At 72.0% G+C, this 17,378-nt stretch carries 19 protein-coding genes; 11 read left to right on the top strand and 8 right to left on the bottom strand.

The annotated features are described in order from the left end of the window. Positions 1 to 21 precede the first annotated feature (21 nt). The gene (locus ACWEOH_RS09350; protein WP_452030282.1) at positions 22 to 663 is read right to left on the bottom strand and encodes a hypothetical protein; all 642 of its coding nucleotides are present in this window, start codon (positions 661 to 663) and stop codon (positions 22 to 24) included. Between the two features lie 116 nt (positions 664 to 779). Then, positions 780 to 2,096, bottom strand: coding sequence for an MFS transporter (locus tag ACWEOH_RS09345; RefSeq protein WP_452030280.1), 1,317 nt, complete (start codon positions 2,094 to 2,096; stop codon positions 780 to 782). Positions 2,097 to 2,188: 92 nt separating this feature from the next. Here ACWEOH_RS09345 and ACWEOH_RS09340 point away from each other — a divergent pair, with 92 nt between their 5' ends. The 3 genes from ACWEOH_RS09340 to ACWEOH_RS09330 all read left to right on the top strand — a co-directional run bounded on the left by ACWEOH_RS09340 (position 2,189) and on the right by ACWEOH_RS09330 (position 4,479). Further along, positions 2,189 to 2,575: a phage holin family protein gene (locus tag ACWEOH_RS09340; protein ID WP_452030278.1), complete on the top strand. Its 387-nt coding sequence runs from the start codon at positions 2,189 to 2,191 to the stop codon at positions 2,573 to 2,575. A gap of 164 nt (positions 2,576 to 2,739) precedes the next feature. Beyond that, the gene (locus tag ACWEOH_RS09335; RefSeq protein WP_452030277.1) at positions 2,740 to 3,585 is read left to right on the top strand and encodes a PIG-L deacetylase family protein; all 846 of its coding nucleotides are present in this window, start codon (positions 2,740 to 2,742) and stop codon (positions 3,583 to 3,585) included. Between the two features lie 84 nt (positions 3,586 to 3,669). Next, positions 3,670 to 4,479, top strand: a complete 810-nt coding sequence (locus tag ACWEOH_RS09330) for an alpha/beta fold hydrolase (RefSeq protein ID WP_452030275.1) — start codon at positions 3,670 to 3,672, stop codon at positions 4,477 to 4,479. Positions 4,480 to 4,524: 45 nt separating this feature from the next. Here ACWEOH_RS09330 and ACWEOH_RS09325 read toward each other — a convergent pair whose 3' ends face one another. The 3 genes from ACWEOH_RS09325 to ACWEOH_RS09315 all read right to left on the bottom strand — a co-directional run bounded on the left by ACWEOH_RS09325 (position 4,525) and on the right by ACWEOH_RS09315 (position 8,198). Beyond that, on the bottom strand, positions 4,525 to 6,291 hold the full coding sequence (locus ACWEOH_RS09325; protein ID WP_452030273.1) for a SulP family inorganic anion transporter: 1,767 nt from the start codon (positions 6,289 to 6,291) through the stop codon (positions 4,525 to 4,527). A 23-nt stretch (positions 6,292 to 6,314) separates the two neighbouring features. After that, positions 6,315 to 7,733: an FAD-binding oxidoreductase gene (locus tag ACWEOH_RS09320; protein WP_452030271.1), complete on the bottom strand. Its 1,419-nt coding sequence runs from the start codon at positions 7,731 to 7,733 to the stop codon at positions 6,315 to 6,317. Positions 7,734 to 7,802: 69 nt separating this feature from the next. Then, complete coding sequence (locus tag ACWEOH_RS09315; protein ID WP_452030269.1) at positions 7,803 to 8,198, bottom strand: UBP-type zinc finger domain-containing protein; 396 nt, start codon at positions 8,196 to 8,198, stop codon at positions 7,803 to 7,805. A 258-nt stretch (positions 8,199 to 8,456) separates the two neighbouring features. Between ACWEOH_RS09315 and ACWEOH_RS09310 the strand changes: the two genes are divergently transcribed. After that, positions 8,457 to 8,777, top strand: a complete 321-nt coding sequence (locus tag ACWEOH_RS09310) for an SHOCT domain-containing protein (protein ID WP_187432647.1) — start codon at positions 8,457 to 8,459, stop codon at positions 8,775 to 8,777. A gap of 70 nt (positions 8,778 to 8,847) precedes the next feature. Here ACWEOH_RS09310 and ACWEOH_RS09305 read toward each other — a convergent pair whose 3' ends face one another. After that, positions 8,848 to 9,414 (bottom strand): EXPERA domain-containing protein, encoded by a 567-nt coding sequence (locus tag ACWEOH_RS09305; protein WP_452030267.1) that lies wholly within the window; start codon positions 9,412 to 9,414, stop codon positions 8,848 to 8,850. A gap of 51 nt (positions 9,415 to 9,465) precedes the next feature. Continuing rightward, positions 9,466 to 9,843 carry a cupin domain-containing protein gene (locus tag ACWEOH_RS09300; protein ID WP_452030265.1) on the bottom strand — a complete coding sequence of 126 codons (378 nt, stop codon included), beginning with the start codon at positions 9,841 to 9,843 and terminating at the stop codon, positions 9,466 to 9,468. A 232-nt stretch (positions 9,844 to 10,075) separates the two neighbouring features. Here ACWEOH_RS09300 and ACWEOH_RS09295 point away from each other — a divergent pair, with 232 nt between their 5' ends. The 5 genes from ACWEOH_RS09295 to ACWEOH_RS09275 all read left to right on the top strand — a co-directional run bounded on the left by ACWEOH_RS09295 (position 10,076) and on the right by ACWEOH_RS09275 (position 13,589). Further along, positions 10,076 to 10,414, top strand: a complete 339-nt coding sequence (locus tag ACWEOH_RS09295) for an ArsR/SmtB family transcription factor (protein ID WP_148733210.1) — start codon at positions 10,076 to 10,078, stop codon at positions 10,412 to 10,414. Then, on the top strand, positions 10,411 to 10,875 hold the full coding sequence (locus tag ACWEOH_RS09290; protein WP_452030263.1) for an SRPBCC family protein: 465 nt from the start codon (positions 10,411 to 10,413) through the stop codon (positions 10,873 to 10,875). Before ACWEOH_RS09295 ends, ACWEOH_RS09290 begins: the two co-directional genes overlap by 4 nt. Further along, the gene (locus ACWEOH_RS09285; RefSeq protein ID WP_452030261.1) at positions 10,875 to 11,438 is read left to right on the top strand and encodes a dihydrofolate reductase family protein; all 564 of its coding nucleotides are present in this window, start codon (positions 10,875 to 10,877) and stop codon (positions 11,436 to 11,438) included. Before ACWEOH_RS09290 ends, ACWEOH_RS09285 begins: the two co-directional genes overlap by 1 nt. 76 nt (positions 11,439 to 11,514) lie before the next feature. Continuing rightward, positions 11,515 to 12,834: a sensor histidine kinase gene (locus ACWEOH_RS09280; RefSeq protein WP_452030259.1), complete on the top strand. Its 1,320-nt coding sequence runs from the start codon at positions 11,515 to 11,517 to the stop codon at positions 12,832 to 12,834. After that, complete coding sequence (locus tag ACWEOH_RS09275) at positions 12,831 to 13,589, top strand: response regulator (RefSeq protein WP_452030257.1); 759 nt, start codon at positions 12,831 to 12,833, stop codon at positions 13,587 to 13,589. Before ACWEOH_RS09280 ends, ACWEOH_RS09275 begins: the two co-directional genes overlap by 4 nt. A 33-nt stretch (positions 13,590 to 13,622) precedes the next feature. On the opposite strand, the gene ACWEOH_RS09270 is transcribed toward ACWEOH_RS09275, so the two are convergent. Then, on the bottom strand, positions 13,623 to 14,981 hold the full coding sequence (locus ACWEOH_RS09270; protein WP_452031893.1) for an MFS transporter: 1,359 nt from the start codon (positions 14,979 to 14,981) through the stop codon (positions 13,623 to 13,625). A gap of 294 nt (positions 14,982 to 15,275) precedes the next feature. Here ACWEOH_RS09270 and ACWEOH_RS09265 point away from each other — a divergent pair, with 294 nt between their 5' ends. Together ACWEOH_RS09265 and ACWEOH_RS09260 are read left to right on the top strand one after the other, a co-directional pair. Further along, positions 15,276 to 16,160: an ABC transporter ATP-binding protein gene (locus ACWEOH_RS09265; protein WP_452030255.1), complete on the top strand. Its 885-nt coding sequence runs from the start codon at positions 15,276 to 15,278 to the stop codon at positions 16,158 to 16,160. Then, positions 16,157 to 17,359 carry an ABC transporter permease gene (locus ACWEOH_RS09260; RefSeq protein ID WP_452030253.1) on the top strand — a complete coding sequence of 401 codons (1,203 nt, stop codon included), beginning with the start codon at positions 16,157 to 16,159 and terminating at the stop codon, positions 17,357 to 17,359. Before ACWEOH_RS09265 ends, ACWEOH_RS09260 begins: the two co-directional genes overlap by 4 nt. Positions 17,360 to 17,378 lie beyond the last annotated feature (19 nt).

Here is a 17,378-nt window from a genome sequence, read left to right as displayed (position 1 = left end):
CGCGGCCTCTCGCCTGCCGGGTCAGTCCTCGGTCTCGATCCCGATGCCGTCGGCGGGCGGCGGTGCGACACCCGAGCGCATCGAACCCGCCTGGTCGCTGCACCACTCGAGCGCGGCCTGCCACCGGCCGACCTCGCCGAGCGACAGGTCGGGCGGCATCGCCGGGAACCGGTTCGACGTGTCGGGCCCCGGGTTCCACCACTCCCAGTAGAGGTACTCGTGCCCCGCGTCGGCCATGCAGTCGCGGAGCACCTGCTGGAACGCGAGCCAGGAGTCGCGCTCGGCCTGCGTCGGCGGCACGGTGACGTCGGGCACCCCGTGGGCGCGACCGGGGTCGTCGGCGCCGGGCGTGGGCGCCGGGGTCGGCATGGGGGCGGGCGTCGGCGTGGCCGGGGTCGCTCCCGATGCGCGATCGGGCGCCGTCGGTCCGTTCGACGCGACCGGCGCGCCGCCGGCATCCGCCTCGTCGACGGCGCCGTCGGTCGTCGAGCCCGGATCCGCGCCTGCGGACACGTCGTACCCGCCGGCGTCGGTCGGGGCGGGCGCCAGGTGGCGCGCGTCGTAGAAGACCGGCGCGCCCGTGGTGGCCGCGGCGGCTCCGACGAAGGCGGCGGCGCCGACCGCGACCGCGACTCCGAGGCTCGCGAGCCACGCCTTGCGCATCCCCGCACCCCCACCCGTCGTCCGCCGTCGGGGCGCCGGCGGCGGCGCCCGTGTCCGGACATGCTAGCGACGATCGGTGGCCCCCGAAAGGGGCACGGGGCTTCGTGACCGGATCGTCACGCCGTTGGCGGCGCCGCGGCATCCGCCGTGGGTTCGTCGCCCGTCTCGGCCGCCTGCGTGACCGTGCGCGCGGTGTCGGCCGGCGACTGCTGCCGACGGCTGAGCAGCACGAACGGCGCGGCGAACGCCGTGATGACGCCGCTCCAGAGCATCGAGGCGCCGTAACCGCCGAGGTCCGCCGACCGGCCGAGGATCGGCTGGAAGACCACGCCGCCCGCGCTGCCGAGCAGCGAGTCGAACGAGAGCACCGTCGCACGCTGCTTCGACGGGATCATGTCGTTGAGGTAGGCGCGGTGCACCGGGTCGTCGATCGACGACGCGACGCCCCATGCGGCGATGAGCACGACGGCGACCCAGAAGTTCGTGGTGAAGGCGAGCGCGATGAGCACGGCCGTGCTCGAGAGCGTGGCGAGCAGGATGGTCGACGTGCGCTTGCGGAACAGCCGGCGCACCCGGGGTGCCAGGATGCCGCCGACGATCCCGGCGCCCGACAGCAGGGCGGCGGCGAGGCCCGCGATCGTGTAGGCCTCCTCGTCGCCCCACAGCTCGAGCAGGTACGGCTGCAGCGCGTAGAACGCGTAGATCCCGACGCCGGCCGTGAACGGCGTCGCGAGCATGAGCCAGCGCACGGGCGGGTTGCCGAGGCCGTACTTCACCGAGGCGCGCAGGACGTTGCCAGTGGCCTTGATCGGCCCGGCGCCGCGCTCGGGCGTGAACCCGAGGTCGCGCATGAGCAGCGCGGCCACGACGAGCATCACGACGAGGATGCCGGCCCGCAGCAGGAACGGGACGCCGAGGTTCGTCAGCTGCGCCACGATGCCGCCGAGCACCGAGCCGCCGAGCATGGCCACGTTGCCGACGATGATCGCGCGGCCGAAGACGGTCTCGAGGCTGCCCCGGTACTCGGTCGCGTGCAGCGCGTCGACCAGCCACGCGTCGACCGCGCCCGAGAAGAACGTGAAGCCGAGTCCGAGCAGCACCGACACGATCGCCCAGGCCCAGAACGGCGACTGCCAGACCCAGAGCAGCCAGTACAGCACGGTGGTCACGGCGAGCGTCAGCGTGCCCAGCAGGTACGACGCCCGGCGCCCGACCGTGTCGGCGACCACACCCGTCGGGATCTCGAAGATGAACATGCCCGCGCTGAAGAACGCATTGGCGGCGAACGCCTCGAGGTTCGAGAGCCCGGCGTCGAGCAGGAACAGCGTGTTGATGCCCCAGATGAACGAGGCCGCCAGCGTGTTCCCGAGCATGAGCGTGTAGTACACGCCCTGGACACGGCGGGCGGCCCGGTTCGGTCCGGCTTGGGTCATGCCGCTCCCCGTCGTGGCGTCACCCGTTCATCTTCCACCGCGGCGGCGCGCCACGCCAAGGGGTCGGATGCCGCGTTCGATACCCTCCGCTCATGGTGCGCTTCCTCATCCGCATCGCCGTCTTCCTCGGCGCGGCCGCGCTCGGCCTGCTCCTCGCGGCGCTGCTCATCCCCGGTTTCCATGTGCATGCGACCGGGTTCATCGTCGCGATCCTCGTGTTCGCCGCCGCGCAGGCCGTGATCGAGTGGCTGATCGAGCGCATCTTCCACCGGTCGGCGCCGACCGTCGCCGGCATCGCCGGCCTGGCGTCGACGTTCCTCGCCCTGTGGCTCGCGACCCTCCTCTCCGACGGGCTCAGCTTCGACGGCGTCGCGGTGTGGATCCTCGCCGCCGTGGTGGTGTGGCTCACGACGGCGCTGCTCGGCTGGCTCGCTGCGAAGTTCCTCATCGACCGTCGCCGGAGCGAACGGAAGGCCTGACCCGAGCGCTGCTCGCGGAGCCCGGATCCCGCCGGGATCCCGCGAAGCCGAGCATGATTCGGCGTTCGCCGCGCTCCGGGTTAGCATGCTCGTCGCCCCTCCCCGCGGCGGGCCTCCCTTCATCGGCGCGCCGCGACCCCGACCCGAACCCGAAAGCCCTGCCCATGCGCAAGCGCACCGTCGCGCTCCTCGTCATTGCCGCCGTCCTCGCCGTCCTCGTCGGCGGGGTGTACTGGGCGGGACGCCACCTCTTCTACGAGCCGACCGCCCGAGGCGTCGACTCCGTGGTCGGCGAGCTCGGCGGCACGCGCGTGCTCGGCGTGTTCGCCCACCCCGACGACGAGCAGACCGTGAACGGACTGTTCTGGCGCGCGAAGCGCGACGACGGCGCGTACACCGCGATGATCACCGCGACGCGGGGCGAGGCGGGCGAGCAGTCGCCGCCCGTCGGCCGCCAGTCCGACCTCGGCGAGATCCGCAGGGCCGAGGCGCTGAAGAACAGCTGGAACCTCGGCGTCGACCGGCACGTCGTGTGGGACTACCCCGACGGCGGCGTGCCCGAGGTCGACGAGGACGAGCTCGTCGAGAAGGTGGTCGCCGAGATGAAGCGAGTCCGGCCCGACGTCGTCGTCGGGTTCTGGCCCGAGTCGGGCGCCACCGGCCACGCGGACCACATGCGGATGGGCGAGGTCACCGAGCGGGCGATCGCGGAGCTCGCGGCATCCGACGGCGACTACCGCGGCCCGAAGCACCTGGTGTACACGATCAGCCCGTCGACGGCGCTGTCGATCTTCGGCGGCGAGACGGGCGCGTTCGTCGTGGCGAACCAGCCGAAGCCCGAGGTCGCGATGCCCGCCGAGGTGCAGAAGAAGCATGAGGGCTGGAGCATCCACGCGTCGCAGGCGAACTTCCTGCAGGAGTCGTACCTGCTGCCCACGTGGCTCGTCTACGCGCTCTGGGACCAGGAGTTCTACACGGTGCGCGACCTCGAGGCCGACCCGATCCGCTGAGGGGCTTGCCCGCACTTTCGCTCGGTTCCAGACTGGGGGCACCGCGGATCACCCCGGCCGCCCCACCCGAGGAACGAGGCGACGATGCCCACGATCACGAGCTCCGACGGCACCCGGCTGCACTACGTCGAGACGGGCGACCCGGCGGCCCGCCCGGTGGTGCTCGTCGCCGGGTTCAAGGCCCCCGCGACGAGCTGGTCGTACCAGGTCAAGCCGCTCGCCCGGGCGGGCCTCCGCGTCATCGCGTTCGACCGGCGCGGGCACGGCGCCTCGGAGGTCGGCCCCGACGACCACACGATGGACCGGCACGGCGCCGACATCCACGACCTCCTGAGCGAGCTCGAGCTCGACGACGTCACGCTCGTGGGCCAGTCGATGGGCGGCAACGCGATCTGGTCCTGCGTGCGGCAGTTCGGCACCGGCGGCATCCGCGACATCGTCATCGTCGACCAGACGCCGAAGATGCTGAACACGGCCGACTGGCCGTTCGGGTTCTACGACTGCGACGCCTCGAACGTCGATGCCATGTTCGCGACCGGCATCCCCGACCCCGGGCGCCACCCGGCGAAGTCGAAGGGACTCGTGCGCATCGCCCGGGTCCTGAAGGCGATGGACCTGCCGAAGGGCGGCAAGCCCACCTTCACGGCGGCGGAGCTCGAGCTACTCCACGACCACGCCAAGCGCGACTGGCGCAGCACGGTCGCGGCGGCGGACGTGCCCGTGCTCTTCATCGCCGGCGCCGAGAGCGAGTTCTGGCCGGCCGAGCACGCCGCGGCATCCGCTGCCCTGAACCCGCGCGGGACGTCGACCGTGATCGAGCGCGACGGGCATGCCGCGAACATCGAGCAGCCTGGGCGGTTCAACGCCGAGCTGCTCGGGTTCCTGCAACCCTGACGTCCCGCGTCGCGTCCCGATGCCGGGCCCACGGATGCCGCGCCGTCAGCGATGCTCGCCGACCCACGTCTCGGCGTCGGCATGCGCGCGGTGCACCGCCTCGCCGATCCACTCCGAGCTCGCGTAGACGCGATCGGGACCGAGGCGGTCGAGCAGGCCGCCCGCGGCGAGCTGGTTGCGGATCCGGTCGCCCGCGACCACGAGCCACAGCGTCGAGCCGCGCTGCTCGAGCTCGTCGAGGTACCGCCCGAGCACCGCGACGAGCGACAGCCCGAGCTCGTCGATCCCGCGGAGCCGGAAGATGACGACGGAACCGCGCGACGCGTCGTCGACCTTCGGCAGCTGCTCGTCGAACACCGGCGCCGTCGCGTAGGCGAGGTTGCCGTAGGGCTGCAGCACCACGACGTCGTGCGGCGGGACGACGGGCACCGGGTCGGTCTCGCGCATGCGTCCCTCGCCGTGGAACTCGAGCTGTCGCACCCGCAGCCGGTTCGACTGCTGCGCGACGAACAGGATGATCGCGAGGCCCACGCCGATGAGCACCGCGAACTGCAGGGGCACCACCAGCGTCAGGCCGAATGTGACCGCCATGATGGTCGTCTGCAGCGCGCCCGTCTTCACGACCGACTGGATGCGCAGCGGCTTGATCGCCTGGATCCCGACCACGATGAGCAGGCCGGCGAGCGCGGGCATCGCAACGAGGGAGACGACGCCCGAGGCCACCAGGATGACGATCGCCATGACCGTCGACGCGATGAACAGGGCGAGGCGGGTCCGCGCGCCGGCGGCGACGAGGATCCCGGAGGCGGACGTCGACCCGCCGACGGGCATGCCCCGGAACACCCCCGCCACGATGCTGCCCACGCCCTGGCCGACGAAGTTGCGCGATGCGTCGGCCGGCCTGCCGTCGGGGTTCGGCACGCTGCCCGCGACGCCCGCACCCTGCACGAGGCCGACGAAGGCGAGCGCGAACGCGGGGAGCAGCAGGTCGGGCACGTCGGCCAGGCTCGGGAGCACGGGCGCGGGGAGGGCGCTCGGCACGTCGGCGATGTCCCCGACGGTGAGCACCTCCCAGTCGAACGCGTACGTGAAGAGCGCGGCCAGCCCCGATCCGAGGACGATCGCGACGACGAGTCCGAGCGCGCCGAGCGGGGTGCGCGTGAGCACGACGATCAGGGCGATCGTGACGAGGCCGACGACGAGGGTGGGCACGTGGAACTGCCCGAGGTGCAGGAATGTGTCCATCGCCCGCACGAGCCGGTTCGCCCCGCGCCCGGTGTAACCGGTGAGGTTCGCGAGCTGGCCGAAGACGATGTTGATGCCGACCGCCGTCACGAAGCCGACCATCACCGCCGTGGGGACGAAGCGCAGCAGGCGGCCGCCGCCGACCAGGCCCGCGACGACCATGATGAACCCGGTGAGCATCGCGAGCGTGTACAGCGCCCGATCGGGGTCGGGTGCGGCGCCGACGTCGCTGTCGGCGACGATGAGCGCCATCGCGCTGGTCGCGTTCACGGCCATGAAGGTGCTGCTCGTGAACAGCGCCGCCCCGGCCATGCCGAACAGGAACGCGTACAGGCCGGCCACGGGGTTGACGCCCGCGAGCAACCCGATCGCGAGCCCGTCGGGCACGCTCTCGACGCCGAGGATGGTGCCGGCCACGGCGTCCTTGCCGAGCGTCTCACGGCGGAACACCCCGCGGATCGCCCGCCAGCGGGCGGTGACCCACGACTCGCGCGACGGCGCAGACGGCGTCGACGGCGTCGAGGGCTCGGCAGCCGTCCCCTCCGGTTCGTCCGGCGCCCCGACCATCGCGCTCCCCTCCGACCCCGAGGCTACGCCGGGTAGGCCTTGCCCGGGTTGAGGATCCCGAGCGGATCCAGCGCATGCTTGATCGACCGATGCAGCTCGATGACGCGATCGCCGAGCTCCGCTCTCGCGCCGGGCAGCTTCAAGAGGCCGACGCCGTGCTCGCCCGTGACCGTGCCGCCAAGCTCGCGGCAGTCGTCGACGATGCGGTCGAACGCGAGCTTCGCCCGCGCCTTGGCGTCGTCGTCGCCCTCGGGCGCGATGATCAGCGGATGCAGGTTGCCGTCGCCCGCGTGCGCGATGTTCGCGATCACGACGTCGTTCGCGGCGGCCGTCGCCTGGATGCGCGCGAGCATCTCGGGCACGCGCCCGCGTGGCACGCAGATGTCCTCGGTGAGCACGGGCCCGAGGCGCTCGAGCGCCGGGTACGCGAGGCGTCGTGCGAGGAAGAGCCGGTCGGCGTCCGCGGCATCCGCTGCCTGCTCGACCGACATCGCCCCCGCCTCGGTCATGATGCGGACGACGGATGCTGCGAGCTCGTCGCCGGCCGCGCCGACCTCGTCGACCCTGGCGAGCAGCATGGTGTCGACGCCGTGCGGGAGGCCGAGGCCCTGCCACGCGTCGACCGCCTCGATGCACGTGCGGTCGATGATCTCGAGGGCCGAGGGGACGATGCCCGCCGAGGTGATCTCGGCCACCGCGACGCCGGCTGCCGTGAGCGAGCCGAAGGATCCGACGATCGCCCGGTCCTCGCGCCCGCCGAGCGGGAGCAGCCGCAGCGTCACCTCGGTCACGATGCCGAGCGTGCCCTCCGACCCGACCATGAGCGCGGTCAGGTCGTACCCGGTCACGCCCTTCGCCGTGCGCCGGCCGAGCGACACGACGTCGCCGTCGGCGAGCACGACGCGCAGGCCGAGCACGTAATCGCGGGTCACGCCGTACTTCACGCAGCAGATGCCGCCCGCGTTCGTCGCGACGTTGCCGCCGATCGTCGAGATGCGGTAGCTCGCGGGGTCGGGCGGGTACCAGAGCCCCTGCTCGGCGACGGCCTCCCGGAGCGTGTCGTTGATGACGCCGGCCTCGACCACGGCGTACCGTTCTGCGGCGTTCACCTCGATGATGCGCGTCATCCGCTCGAGCGACAGCACGATCGATCGCGCCATCGCGTTGGCCCCGCCCGAGAGCCCGGTGCCAGCACCGCGGGGCACGACGCGCAGGCCGGATGCCGCTGCGAGCCGCACGACGGCCGAGACGTCCTCCTCGCGCTCGGCGAGCACCACGGCGAGGGGCGGCTCGAACGGCGCCCACTCGGCGTCGTCGTGCGCGTAGGCGTCGAGCGACGCGGCATCCGTCAGCACCTGGTCGGCGCGCAGCATCCGCCGCAGGTCGTCGCGTACGGCCTCGGGATCGATCGCGCCCGCGTCGACGGCGGTGTCGATGCTCATCGAATGCTCCTCGCGTCGTCGGCCGGCGACGGCCGTGAGCCCATTCTGGGGGAACGGGCCGCCCGCCGACTACGGTCGCGCGCGCCGTCGGAGGTGCGGAGGCGGCTGCCGCACGGCGTGCAGGTGCTTCTTCCAGTCCGACGGCACGCGGTCGCGCGGCGCGGGCGAGCCCTGCTGGACCGGGCGGCTGCTCGGCGGCGCGAGCACCGGGCCGGGCACCTCCTGCGACGACGCGTAGTCCCAGAACCAGTCCTCGCCCGGTTCGAACGACTGCGCGATCGGATGCCCCTGCTCGCGCGCGTGGCGCGAGGCGTGCTGCTCCGGCGAGCTGTCGCAGCATCCGACGTGCCCGCACTGCGTGCACCGCCGCAGGTGCAGCCACCACGTGGCGCCGGCGAGGCACTCGACGCACCCGTCGCCGGTGGGCGGCACGTCGGGGTCGATCGCCGGCGTCTCGTCGGTCATGGCAGCAGGCTAGCCCCGCGCGAGGCCAGCTCGGTGGCGCCGCGATGAACTCGGGTCGATCGCTCTTCCGCAGCGGCTCGCGCCGGTGCTAGCCTGCCGCTCACCCTGGGAAGGAGGGGGTCGCCCGGTCGAGGTCCCGCCTCCGCCAGCGCGCCGCCCGACGGAGCCAGGACCGACGAGACGGAGGTCTGCAGCGTGGACAACTTCTGGGATCTGTTCTGGTGGTTCCTGTGGGTGTGGGTGTTCGTCGCCTACCTCATGGTGCTCTTCTACATCGTGGCCGACCTGTTCCGCGACCACACGTTGAACGGCTGGTGGAAGGCCGTGTGGATCATCTTCCTGATCTTCTTCCCGTTCATCACCGCGCTGGTCTACATGATCGCGCGCGGTCGCGGCATGGCCGAGCGCTCCGGGCGCGAAGCGGCGCAGATCCGGACGGCGCAGGACGACTACATCCGCTCGGTCGCGGGCGCGAGCGCGAGCCCGACCGACGAGATCGCGAAGGCGAAGGCGCTGCTCGACGCCGGAACGATCGACGAGACCGAGTTCCAGGCCCTGAAGGCGAAGGCGATGGGCTGAGGCTCCGGCCCGGCCTTCTCGCGTCGAGGCCCGCGTCCCCATGTCGGGGCCGCGGGCCTCGCGCGTGCGGTCAGAACCTCCGGGCGAACGGAAGCGGCTTCCGCATGCGCACGAGCAGCAGGATCGGGATGAGCACGTACGGCAGGTTGAAGGCGAGGAACTTCACCGGGTTCGGCGTGATCCACTCGGGCTCGCCGAAGAACTCGACGCCGAACACGATGACGCCCGTGATCGTCGCGATCATGGTCGCGTAGATCACGCTCGGCAGCTGGATCCAGTTCCAGCCACGGATGAGCGAGATCACAAGCAGCACGTGGAACACCGGGTACACGAACGCCGACAGCCCGGTGACGATGCGCATCCACGCGGGCGGATCCATGAACAGCGGATCGGTGTCGTGCGCGTACCACCAGTTCGCGTTCACCAGGAAGTTCGGCGAGGGCGCTGAGAAGTCCACGCCGAGCGTCGGCAGCATGTCGCTGATCATGCTCGTCACGGTGAACAGCGAGAACACGACGACGAAGAACCAGTCGAACGGCCGCTGCCGCAGCGGCAGGTTCGGCGGCCGGCACGGGTCGGCTCCCGGCGCGTCGCTCGTGCTCGCTCGGTAGGGGTCCTCGGTCGTCGGCGCGCTCATGCGCAAGGAGCGTAGCGGCTCGTCCGCCTGGGCGGCAGGGCGCGAAGCGCGTCAGTCGTCGAGCTCGCGCAGCGTCGCGGTGCGGGCGCTCGGGGAGTCGCCCGTGTTCACGGTGCCCTGCGGCTCGATGAGCAGCGCCGAGACCTCGCCGTCGGCGCGCGGGCAGTGCTCGACACCGCGCGGCACGACGTAGACGTCGCCCGGTCCGAGCTCGACGTCGCCGCCGTCGGCCTCGCGCTGCTGGATCACGAGCCGCCCCGAGATCACGAGGAACAGCTCGTCGGTGTCGGGATGGGCATGCCAGGTGAACTCGCCCTGCGCCTTGAACACCTTGACGTCGTAGTCGTTCACGCTCGCGAGGCGTCTCGGCGACCACGGCTCCGCGAATGAATCGAGGGCGGCCTGCAGGTTCCGCACGGTTCCGGTCATGACCCGATCATCGCGGATGCCGCGGGTCGGTGGCATCCGAATGCAGGAAGTAGCACCGACCGAACGGCGTGTCGCCCCAACCTCAACGGTGTGTCGGCTGGATGTTCCTGCATTCGTGACGGACGGGGACTCGGCTTGCGAGCGAGGAGAGACACCGACCGAGGCGGAGGGATTGACGCGGCATCCGACCCGACCTATGGTTAAGGAGATCATTACATAAGGAGTTGCTTACATGGCAGCCGCGGACGACGAGCTCAGCCTCGTCTTCCAGGCGCTCGCCGATCCGACGCGACGCGCGATCCTCTCGCGCCTGCGCGTCGGGCCGACGACCGTCGGGGAACTGGCCGAGCCGTTCGCGATGAGCCGTCCCGCGATCTCGCAGCACCTCAACGTGCTCGAGCGGGCCGGGCTCATCGAGCGCACCGCGCACGCGCAGTGGCGCACCTGCACCCTGCGCACCGAGCCGCTCGACGAGGCATCCGAGTGGGTCGAACGGCACCGCGGCGAGTGGAACGAGCGGTTCGACCTGCTCGACCGGCAGCTCCGCCGCATGAAAGGGGAGACCTCATGACCGAGCGCACGCAGGAGGCGCAGTTCACCATCACCCGCGTCTTCGACGCACCCCGCGAGCTGGTCTGGCGAGCGTGGACCGAGTCGGCGGATGCCGCGGAGTGGTGGCATCCGCGCGGCATCGAGATCAAGGAGGGCAGCGTCGCGATCGACGTCCGCCCCGGCGGACGGTACGCCTACACGATGGTGAACCCGGCCGACGGGGAGGAGTACCCGACCGTCGGCGTGTACCGCGAGGTCGACCCCCCGAAGCGGCTCGTCTTCACGTGGGCGTCGCCCGGCGATCCCGACGACACCGCGCCGCTCATCACGGTCGACCTGCGCGAGCTCGAGGGCGACCGCACCGAGATGCTCTTCCACCTCAGGGGGATCCACGCCGAGCCCGGCGACGAGGACGTCTACGACGGGTGGGACTCCGCGTTCGACCTCCTGGCCGAGCAGCTCACCGCCAGGGCGCGCTGATGGGCCACCTCATCGTCGAGCAGGTCGTGACCGTCGACGGCTACGCCGAGGACGCCGACGGCGGGATCTCGTTCTTCGGCGCGATGGACGACGACCTGACGCCGAACGAGCCCGGACAGCTCGAGCTGCTCGGGCGGGTCGACGCGATCCTGCTCGGCCGCCGCACGTACTCGATGTTCGCCGACTACTGGCCGAAGGCCGACCCGACCGTCGAGCCCGTGGCCGAGCCGATCGCCCGCCTGCCGAAGTACGTGGTATCGAACACGCTCGACGCCGCGCCATGGGGCGACGGCGCCATCGAGGTGCTGCGCGGGGACGCGGCCGAGTCGGTGTCGGCGCTCAAGGACCGCGCCGGGTCGATCATCGTCTGGGGCAGCCTCACGCTGACCGACGCGCTGTTCGCGGCCGGCCTCGTCGACGAGCTGCGGCTCCGCGTGGTGCCCGCAGTCATCGGGGCCGGCCGCTCGTTCACGCCGGGCGGCCTCGGCGAGCGCCGGCTCCGGCTCGACGACGTCGTCACGTATCCGGGCGGGCTCGTGACCATGCAGTACGCGGTGCGGTGACGGCGGGCTGACCGGGCGCGAGACATCCGTCGCGTGACGGATGCCGCGCCCCGCCCGCCGCGGCTAGCGTGAACGGGTGACCGCCGCAGCATCCGCCGCCTCGCCCGTCGTCGACGGCGTCGAGTGGGTGCGGCCTCGGCCGACGCCGGCGCAGCGGCGCAACGACCTGCTGCTCGCGCTGGTGCTCCTCGGCGGCACGCTCGGAAGCACCGCGCTGTACCGCGCGGCCGGCGTCGCCGACGGGGCGCCGTACTGGCACTCGGCGATCTGGGCCGCGACGATGTCGCTTCCGCTCGCCTGGCGCCGCGTCGCCCCCGAGGTCGTCGCGATCACGGCCTCGGTCGCGTTCTTCGTGGGCGCGATGGCCGAGATCGGCGAGCTGCTGTTCTCGAACATCACGCTGTTCATCGCGATCTACACGCTCGGTGCGTGGGGGCGCAGCCGCCGGATCGCGCTGCTGGTGCGCGCCGGCATCGTGCTCGGCATGTTCGTGTGGCTCATCTGGGGGCTCGTCGTCGCGGCGAACGCACCCGACCACCTGCCCGAGATGTCCCGCGAGGGCGGCCTCGTGTCGCCGTACGTCGCGTACGCGCTCATCAACGTGCTCACCAACCTGCTGTACTTCGGCGGCGCGTGGTACTTCGGCGACAACGCCTACCGGTCGGCGCGCGAGCGTGTCGCGCTCGAGCAGCGCACCGAGGAACTCGCCGCTGAGCGCGAGCGCACGCGCGAGCAGGCGGTCGCGATCGAGCGGCTGCGCATCGCCCGCGAGCTGCACGATGTCGTCGCGCACCACGTGTCGGTCATCGGCGTGCAGGCGGGCGCCGCCCGCCGGGTGCTCGCCCGCGACCCCGACGAGGCCGCGGCCTCCCTCACTGCCATCGAGCACAGCGCGCGCGAAGCGGTGGCCGAGCTCCACGGCCTGCTCGGCACCCTGCGGCAGGGCGACGGCGACAGCGATCACGGCGCAGCGGATGCCCTCGCCGAAGCGGCCCCCCACTCGCTCGCCGACCTTCCGGGGCTCGTCGCCGAGTCGTCAGCCAGCGGCGTCCCGACGACGCTCGGCGTGATCGGCACGCCGCGCGAGACGAGCGGAGTCGTCGGCATCACGGCGTACCGGCTCGTGCAGGAGGCCCTGACGAACGTGCGCAAGCACGCCGGCGTCGGCGCCACCGCCGACGTGCGCGTGCGCTGGGCCGACGACGAGATCGAGCTCGAGGTCAGCGACACGGGGGCGGGCGCGACGGCCGCGGCCCATCCCGGCGGACTCGGCCAGGCCGGCATGCGCGAACGGGTCTCCGCGGTCGGCGGCGAGCTCGAGCTCGGCGCGCGGCACCGCGGCGGCTACCTCGTGCGCGCGACGCTTCCGCTGCGTCGCGCCGGGGCCGTGTCGTGACGATCCGGGTGCTCGTGGTCGACGACCAGGCGCTCGTGCGCGGCGGCTTCCGCACGATCCTCGACTCTGAGCCCGGCATCGAGGTCGTCGGCGAGGCGGCCGACGGCGCTGCCGCGATCGCCGCGGTGACCGCGCTCGACCCCGACGTGGTCTGCATGGACGTGCAGATGCCCGGCGTCGACGGCCTCACCGCCACCCGGAGCATCGTCGCCGAGCACGGCGACCGCCCAGCGGTGCTCGTGCTCACGACGTTCAACCGCGAGGACTACCTCTTCCAGGCGCTCGAAGCGGGCGCGAGCGGGTTCCTGCTCAAGAACTCCAGCCCCGAGCAGCTCATCGACGCGGTGCAGGTCGTCGCACGCGGCGACGCGCTGCTCTCGCCCGACGTCACGCGCAAGGTGATCCAGGCGGCCGCGGCGCGCGGCGCGACGGCGGCGCAGCCGACGGATGCCGCGAGCACCGCATCGTCCGCACCGACCGCGCCGACCCGCCCCGCCGCATCCGGCGCCGGCCCCGCGGCATCCGACGCCCGGCCCGTGCCGCCCGAGCTGGCGTCGCTCACCGAGCGCGAGCGCGAGGTGCTCGAGCTCCTCGCCGAGGGCCGCTCGAACGCCGAGATCGCGTCGCGCCTCTGGGTCGGCGAGGCGACGGTGAAGACGCACGTCTCGAAGGTGCTGCAGAAGCTGGGCCTGCGCGATCGCGTGCATGCCGTGGTCTACGCCTACGAGCACGGCGTCGTCCAGCCCGGCGCGTAGCCGCGGACCGCTCGAGCCGGGGACGCCGCGGGGTCAGCGGCGCGGGTCGGCGGCCGCCTGCTCCTCCGCCCCGGGCTCGGGTGCGGGCACCGACTCGGTGGTGCCCGCGTACTCCGCGGAGAGCAGCCGGTAGGACTTCGTCGTGAAGGCGAGCAGCGCCAGCACCACCATGATCAGGCCCGCGAAGAGGAACACGAGGGCGATGCCGCGGGCGTCGCCGTCGCCGAGCAGCCAGCCCCACGTCGCCTGCCCCTGCTCGGACTCCATGTACGGGATGATCCAGAACTGCGCGATCGGCGCGATGAGGAACGCGGTGACGGGCGCCGCCGCCGACTCGACGGCTGCGGCGAATCCGAACACGCGACCCTGGCGCTGGAACGGCACGACCTTCTGGATCACGGTCTGCTCGGACGCCTCCACCACGGGGATGATCGACATGTAGGCCCAGATACCGAGCGCGTAGAGGAGCCACCACTCGCGGATCGTGAAGAACGCGCCGAGCACGCCCATCGCGATCACGACGAGCAGCATCGTGCGGATCGGGTTCTTGCCGAGGCCGAACTTCGCGATGGCGAGGCCGCCGATGATGAAGCCCGTCGCGGTGACGCCGAGCACGATGCCCCAGACCTCCACCGAGAAGATCGTGAGGCCGTAGGGGTCCATGAGCGCCATGTAGACGCCGCCGATGAGGTTGTTCAGCGTCGAGAAGAGGATGAGCGCGAACAGCCCCGGCGCATTCCGCACCGCCGCGACGCTCCCGCGGAAGTCGATCGTCGGCGCGCGCTCGCCCTCGGGCGGCTCGGGACGCGGCTCGGGCACCTTCAGGAAGAGCAGGTGCACGAGCGCCACGAGCGTGAGGGCGATCGCGATCACCAGGGTCCACCCCATGCCGAGCAGCCCGATCGCGAGGCCGCTGAACACGCTCGTCACGATGAACGCGACGCCCTGGACCGTGCCGACCATGCCGTTGGCGTTCGCGTGGCGCTCCTCGGGCACGAGCAGGGTGACCGTCGTGGACAGCGCGATGTTGCGCATGTGCTCGACGACCGATCCGAACAGGATGACGCCCGTGAACGCCCAGAACCACGGCCCGCCCAGGTCGAGGAGCGCCGATTCGGGCTGCAGGAGGAAGAGCACGCCCGCGACCACGAACGACCCGAGCGTCACGAGGCTCGAGAAGATCATCACCTGGAGCTTGCGATGCCGGTCGACGATGGTGCCGAACAGCATCGCGAAGAACGCGATGAGCAGCATGTACGCGCCCCCGATGATGCCCGTGGCGAGCACCGATCGCGTCTCGAGGTAGACCCAGAAGGTCAGCGCGAACCACAGGAAGCTCGTGGTGACGTTCGCGATCGCGGTGTTGGCGAGCACCTGCAGGAACGTGCGCATGCCGTGCGGCGGCTGCGGGCTCGCCGTTCGCCCGGTCGCTGCTTCGGCCTCGCGTTCAGCCGTCGCTTCGGTCGCTGCTGTCGCCCCCGCCTCGGGGACGTCCGTTCCCTCGGTCACCATGCGAGGGTAACCAGACCCGCCGACATCGGGAACCCCCGGGCGGACGAGGAGCCGGGCGGCCGGCGCGGGCGGCGTCGCGAGACGGCCCGCCACCTCCGCCTCCCCCGCGCGGCGGAGCCCCGAACCATCCGGCCGACGGATGCCGCGCCGTCGCGGCATCCGTAGCGTGTGGCCATGCTCGAACTCCACGACCTCACGAAGCGCTACGGCGACCGCCTCGCGCTCGACTCCGTGAGCTTCACGGTCGGCGACGGCCGGCTCACGGGATTCGTCGGCGGCAACGGCGCCGGCAAGACCACCGCCATGCGGATCGTGCTCGGCGTGCTCGCCGCCGACTCGGGCACCGTGACGATCGACGGCGCCCCGGTCACCGCGACCGACCGCCGCCGCTTCGGCTACATGCCCGAGGAGCGCGGCCTCTACCCGAAGATGCGCGTGCTCGAGCAGACCGTGTACCTCGCTCGGCTGCACGGCTGGACGCCCGCCGCCGCGCGCCGCAACGCGACCGAGCTGCTCGATCGGCTCGGACTCGCCGAGCGGCTCGACGACACCGTGGAGTCCCTCTCGCTCGGCAACCAGCAGCGCGCGCAGATCGCCGCGGCCCTCGTGCACCGGCCCGAGGTGCTCGTGCTCGACGAGCCGTTCTCGGGCCTCGACCCGATGGCGGTCGAGACCGTGCAGTCGGTGCTGTCGGATGCCGCCGCGCAGGGCGCGCCCGTGCTCTTCTCGTCGCACCAGCTCGACGTGGTCGAGCGACTCTGCGACGACCTCGTGATCATCGCCGACGGCCGGATCCGCGCCGCCGGCTCCCGCGAGAAGCTCCGCGCGGAGCACGGCTCCGAGCGCTGGGAACTGCTCACGACCGGCGACGCGGGCTGGGTGCGGGGCGTCCCCGGCGTCGACGTCGTGAGCTTCGACGGCGGCTGGGCCCTCTTCGAGGCGTCGACCGAGTCGGCGCGCCATGCGGTTCTCGCTGAGGCCGTCTCGCGCGGCGACGTCGTGAGCTTCGGCCGCGAGCAGACCACGCTCGCCCAGATCTTCCGGGAGGTCGTCCGATGAGCTCGGAGCTCGACACGCGCGGGCGTCGCGCCCCCCGTCCTGCGGATGCCGCGGCCGAGCGCCGCGAGCCGCGCTTCACGGAGGCCGCCTGGCTGATCGCCTCGCGCGAGGTCACCTCTCGCCTGCGGAGCAAGGCGTTCGTCATCTCGACGATCGTGCTCATGGTCGCCGTGCTCGCCTCGGTGATCCTGGGCTCCGTGTTCGCCGCGAACAGCGAGCCCACGAAGGTCGCCGTGGTCGGCGCGGCATCCGATGTCGTGGCCGGTGCGTCCACGCTCGAGCCGGTGCCGGCCGACGACCTCGACGCCGCCGAGGCCATGCTCCGCGACGACCAGGTGTCCGCGATCGTGGCGCCGACCGACGTCGTCGCGGCATCCGGCCTCGAGGCGATCTCGGACTCGAGGTCGACGGATGCCTCGGCCGCCGGCCTCGACGTCACGGTCATCGGCCTCGACCAGGTCCCCGACGACGTCGCCGAGGCGCTCGCGGTGGTCCCGCCGATGGTGGTGCTCGACCCTGCCCAGGCGGACCCGCTCCTCGCCTACCTCGTGGCCTTCGGCTTCGGCATCGTGTTCTTCTTCTCGGCGCTCACGTTCGGGCAGACGATCGCGCAGTCGGTCGTCGAGGAGAAGCAGACCCGCATCATCGAGATCCTGCTGTCGACGGTGTCGGCGCGCGCTCTGCTCACGGGCAAGGTGCTCGGCAACAGCGTGATGGCGTTCGGGCAGATCATCGCGATCGGGGCGCTCGCGATCGTGGGGCTCGCCGTGACCGGCCAGCGGGTGCTGCTCGGGGGGCTCGGGGCATCCGTCGTCTGGTTCGTGGTGTTCTTCGTGGTCGGCTTCGTGATGCTCGCGGCGCTGTTCGCCGCGACCGCCGCGACCGTCTCGCGTGCCGAGGACATCGGATCGGTGACCACGCCCGTGACGATGCTCGTGATGATCCCGTACTTCCTCGTCGTGTTCTTCAATGACAACCCGACCGTGCTCGCGATCATGAGCTACGTGCCGTTCTCGGCGCCGGTGGGCATGCCCGTACGGATCTTCCTCGGCCAGGCGGAGTGGTGGGAGCCGCTGCTGTCGCTCGTGATCCTCATCGCCACGACCGTGCTCGCGGTGCTCGTGGGCGAGCGGATCTACCGCTACTCGCTGCTGCGCACGGGCGCCCGGGTGCCGTTCTCGGAGGCGCTGCGGGGGTAGCGTCGCGGACCGTCGTCGC

This window comes from Agromyces sp. NPDC004153 (genome assembly GCF_053603635.1).
This window is presented reverse-complemented; position numbering and strand designations above follow the sequence as displayed.

Excerpts from the sequence above, each read along its gene's own strand:
- ACWEOH_RS09350 (WP_452030282.1), bottom strand. The coding sequence starts at position 663 with ATGCGCAAGGCGTGGCTCGCGAGCCTCGGAGTCGCGGTCGCGGTCGGC.
- ACWEOH_RS09345 (WP_452030280.1), bottom strand. The coding sequence starts at position 2,096 with ATGACCCAAGCCGGACCGAACCGGGCCGCCCGCCGTGTCCAGGGCGTG.
- ACWEOH_RS09340 (WP_452030278.1), top strand. The coding sequence starts at position 2,189 with ATGGTGCGCTTCCTCATCCGCATCGCCGTCTTCCTCGGCGCGGCCGCG.
- ACWEOH_RS09335 (WP_452030277.1), top strand. The coding sequence starts at position 2,740 with ATGCGCAAGCGCACCGTCGCGCTCCTCGTCATTGCCGCCGTCCTCGCC.
- ACWEOH_RS09330 (WP_452030275.1), top strand. The coding sequence starts at position 3,670 with ATGCCCACGATCACGAGCTCCGACGGCACCCGGCTGCACTACGTCGAG.
- ACWEOH_RS09325 (WP_452030273.1), bottom strand. The coding sequence starts at position 6,291 with ATGGTCGGGGCGCCGGACGAACCGGAGGGGACGGCTGCCGAGCCCTCG.
- ACWEOH_RS09320 (WP_452030271.1), bottom strand. The coding sequence starts at position 7,733 with ATGAGCATCGACACCGCCGTCGACGCGGGCGCGATCGATCCCGAGGCC.
- ACWEOH_RS09315 (WP_452030269.1), bottom strand. The coding sequence starts at position 8,198 with ATGACCGACGAGACGCCGGCGATCGACCCCGACGTGCCGCCCACCGGC.
- ACWEOH_RS09310 (WP_187432647.1), top strand. The coding sequence starts at position 8,457 with ATGGTGCTCTTCTACATCGTGGCCGACCTGTTCCGCGACCACACGTTG.
- ACWEOH_RS09305 (WP_452030267.1), bottom strand. The coding sequence starts at position 9,414 with ATGAGCGCGCCGACGACCGAGGACCCCTACCGAGCGAGCACGAGCGAC.
- ACWEOH_RS09300 (WP_452030265.1), bottom strand. The coding sequence starts at position 9,843 with ATGACCGGAACCGTGCGGAACCTGCAGGCCGCCCTCGATTCATTCGCG.
- ACWEOH_RS09295 (WP_148733210.1), top strand. The coding sequence starts at position 10,076 with ATGGCAGCCGCGGACGACGAGCTCAGCCTCGTCTTCCAGGCGCTCGCC.
- ACWEOH_RS09290 (WP_452030263.1), top strand. The coding sequence starts at position 10,411 with ATGACCGAGCGCACGCAGGAGGCGCAGTTCACCATCACCCGCGTCTTC.
- ACWEOH_RS09285 (WP_452030261.1), top strand. The coding sequence starts at position 10,875 with ATGGGCCACCTCATCGTCGAGCAGGTCGTGACCGTCGACGGCTACGCC.
- ACWEOH_RS09270 (WP_452031893.1), bottom strand. The coding sequence starts at position 14,981 with ATGCGCACGTTCCTGCAGGTGCTCGCCAACACCGCGATCGCGAACGTC.
- ACWEOH_RS09265 (WP_452030255.1), top strand. The coding sequence starts at position 15,276 with ATGCTCGAACTCCACGACCTCACGAAGCGCTACGGCGACCGCCTCGCG.
- ACWEOH_RS09260 (WP_452030253.1), top strand. The coding sequence starts at position 16,157 with ATGAGCTCGGAGCTCGACACGCGCGGGCGTCGCGCCCCCCGTCCTGCG.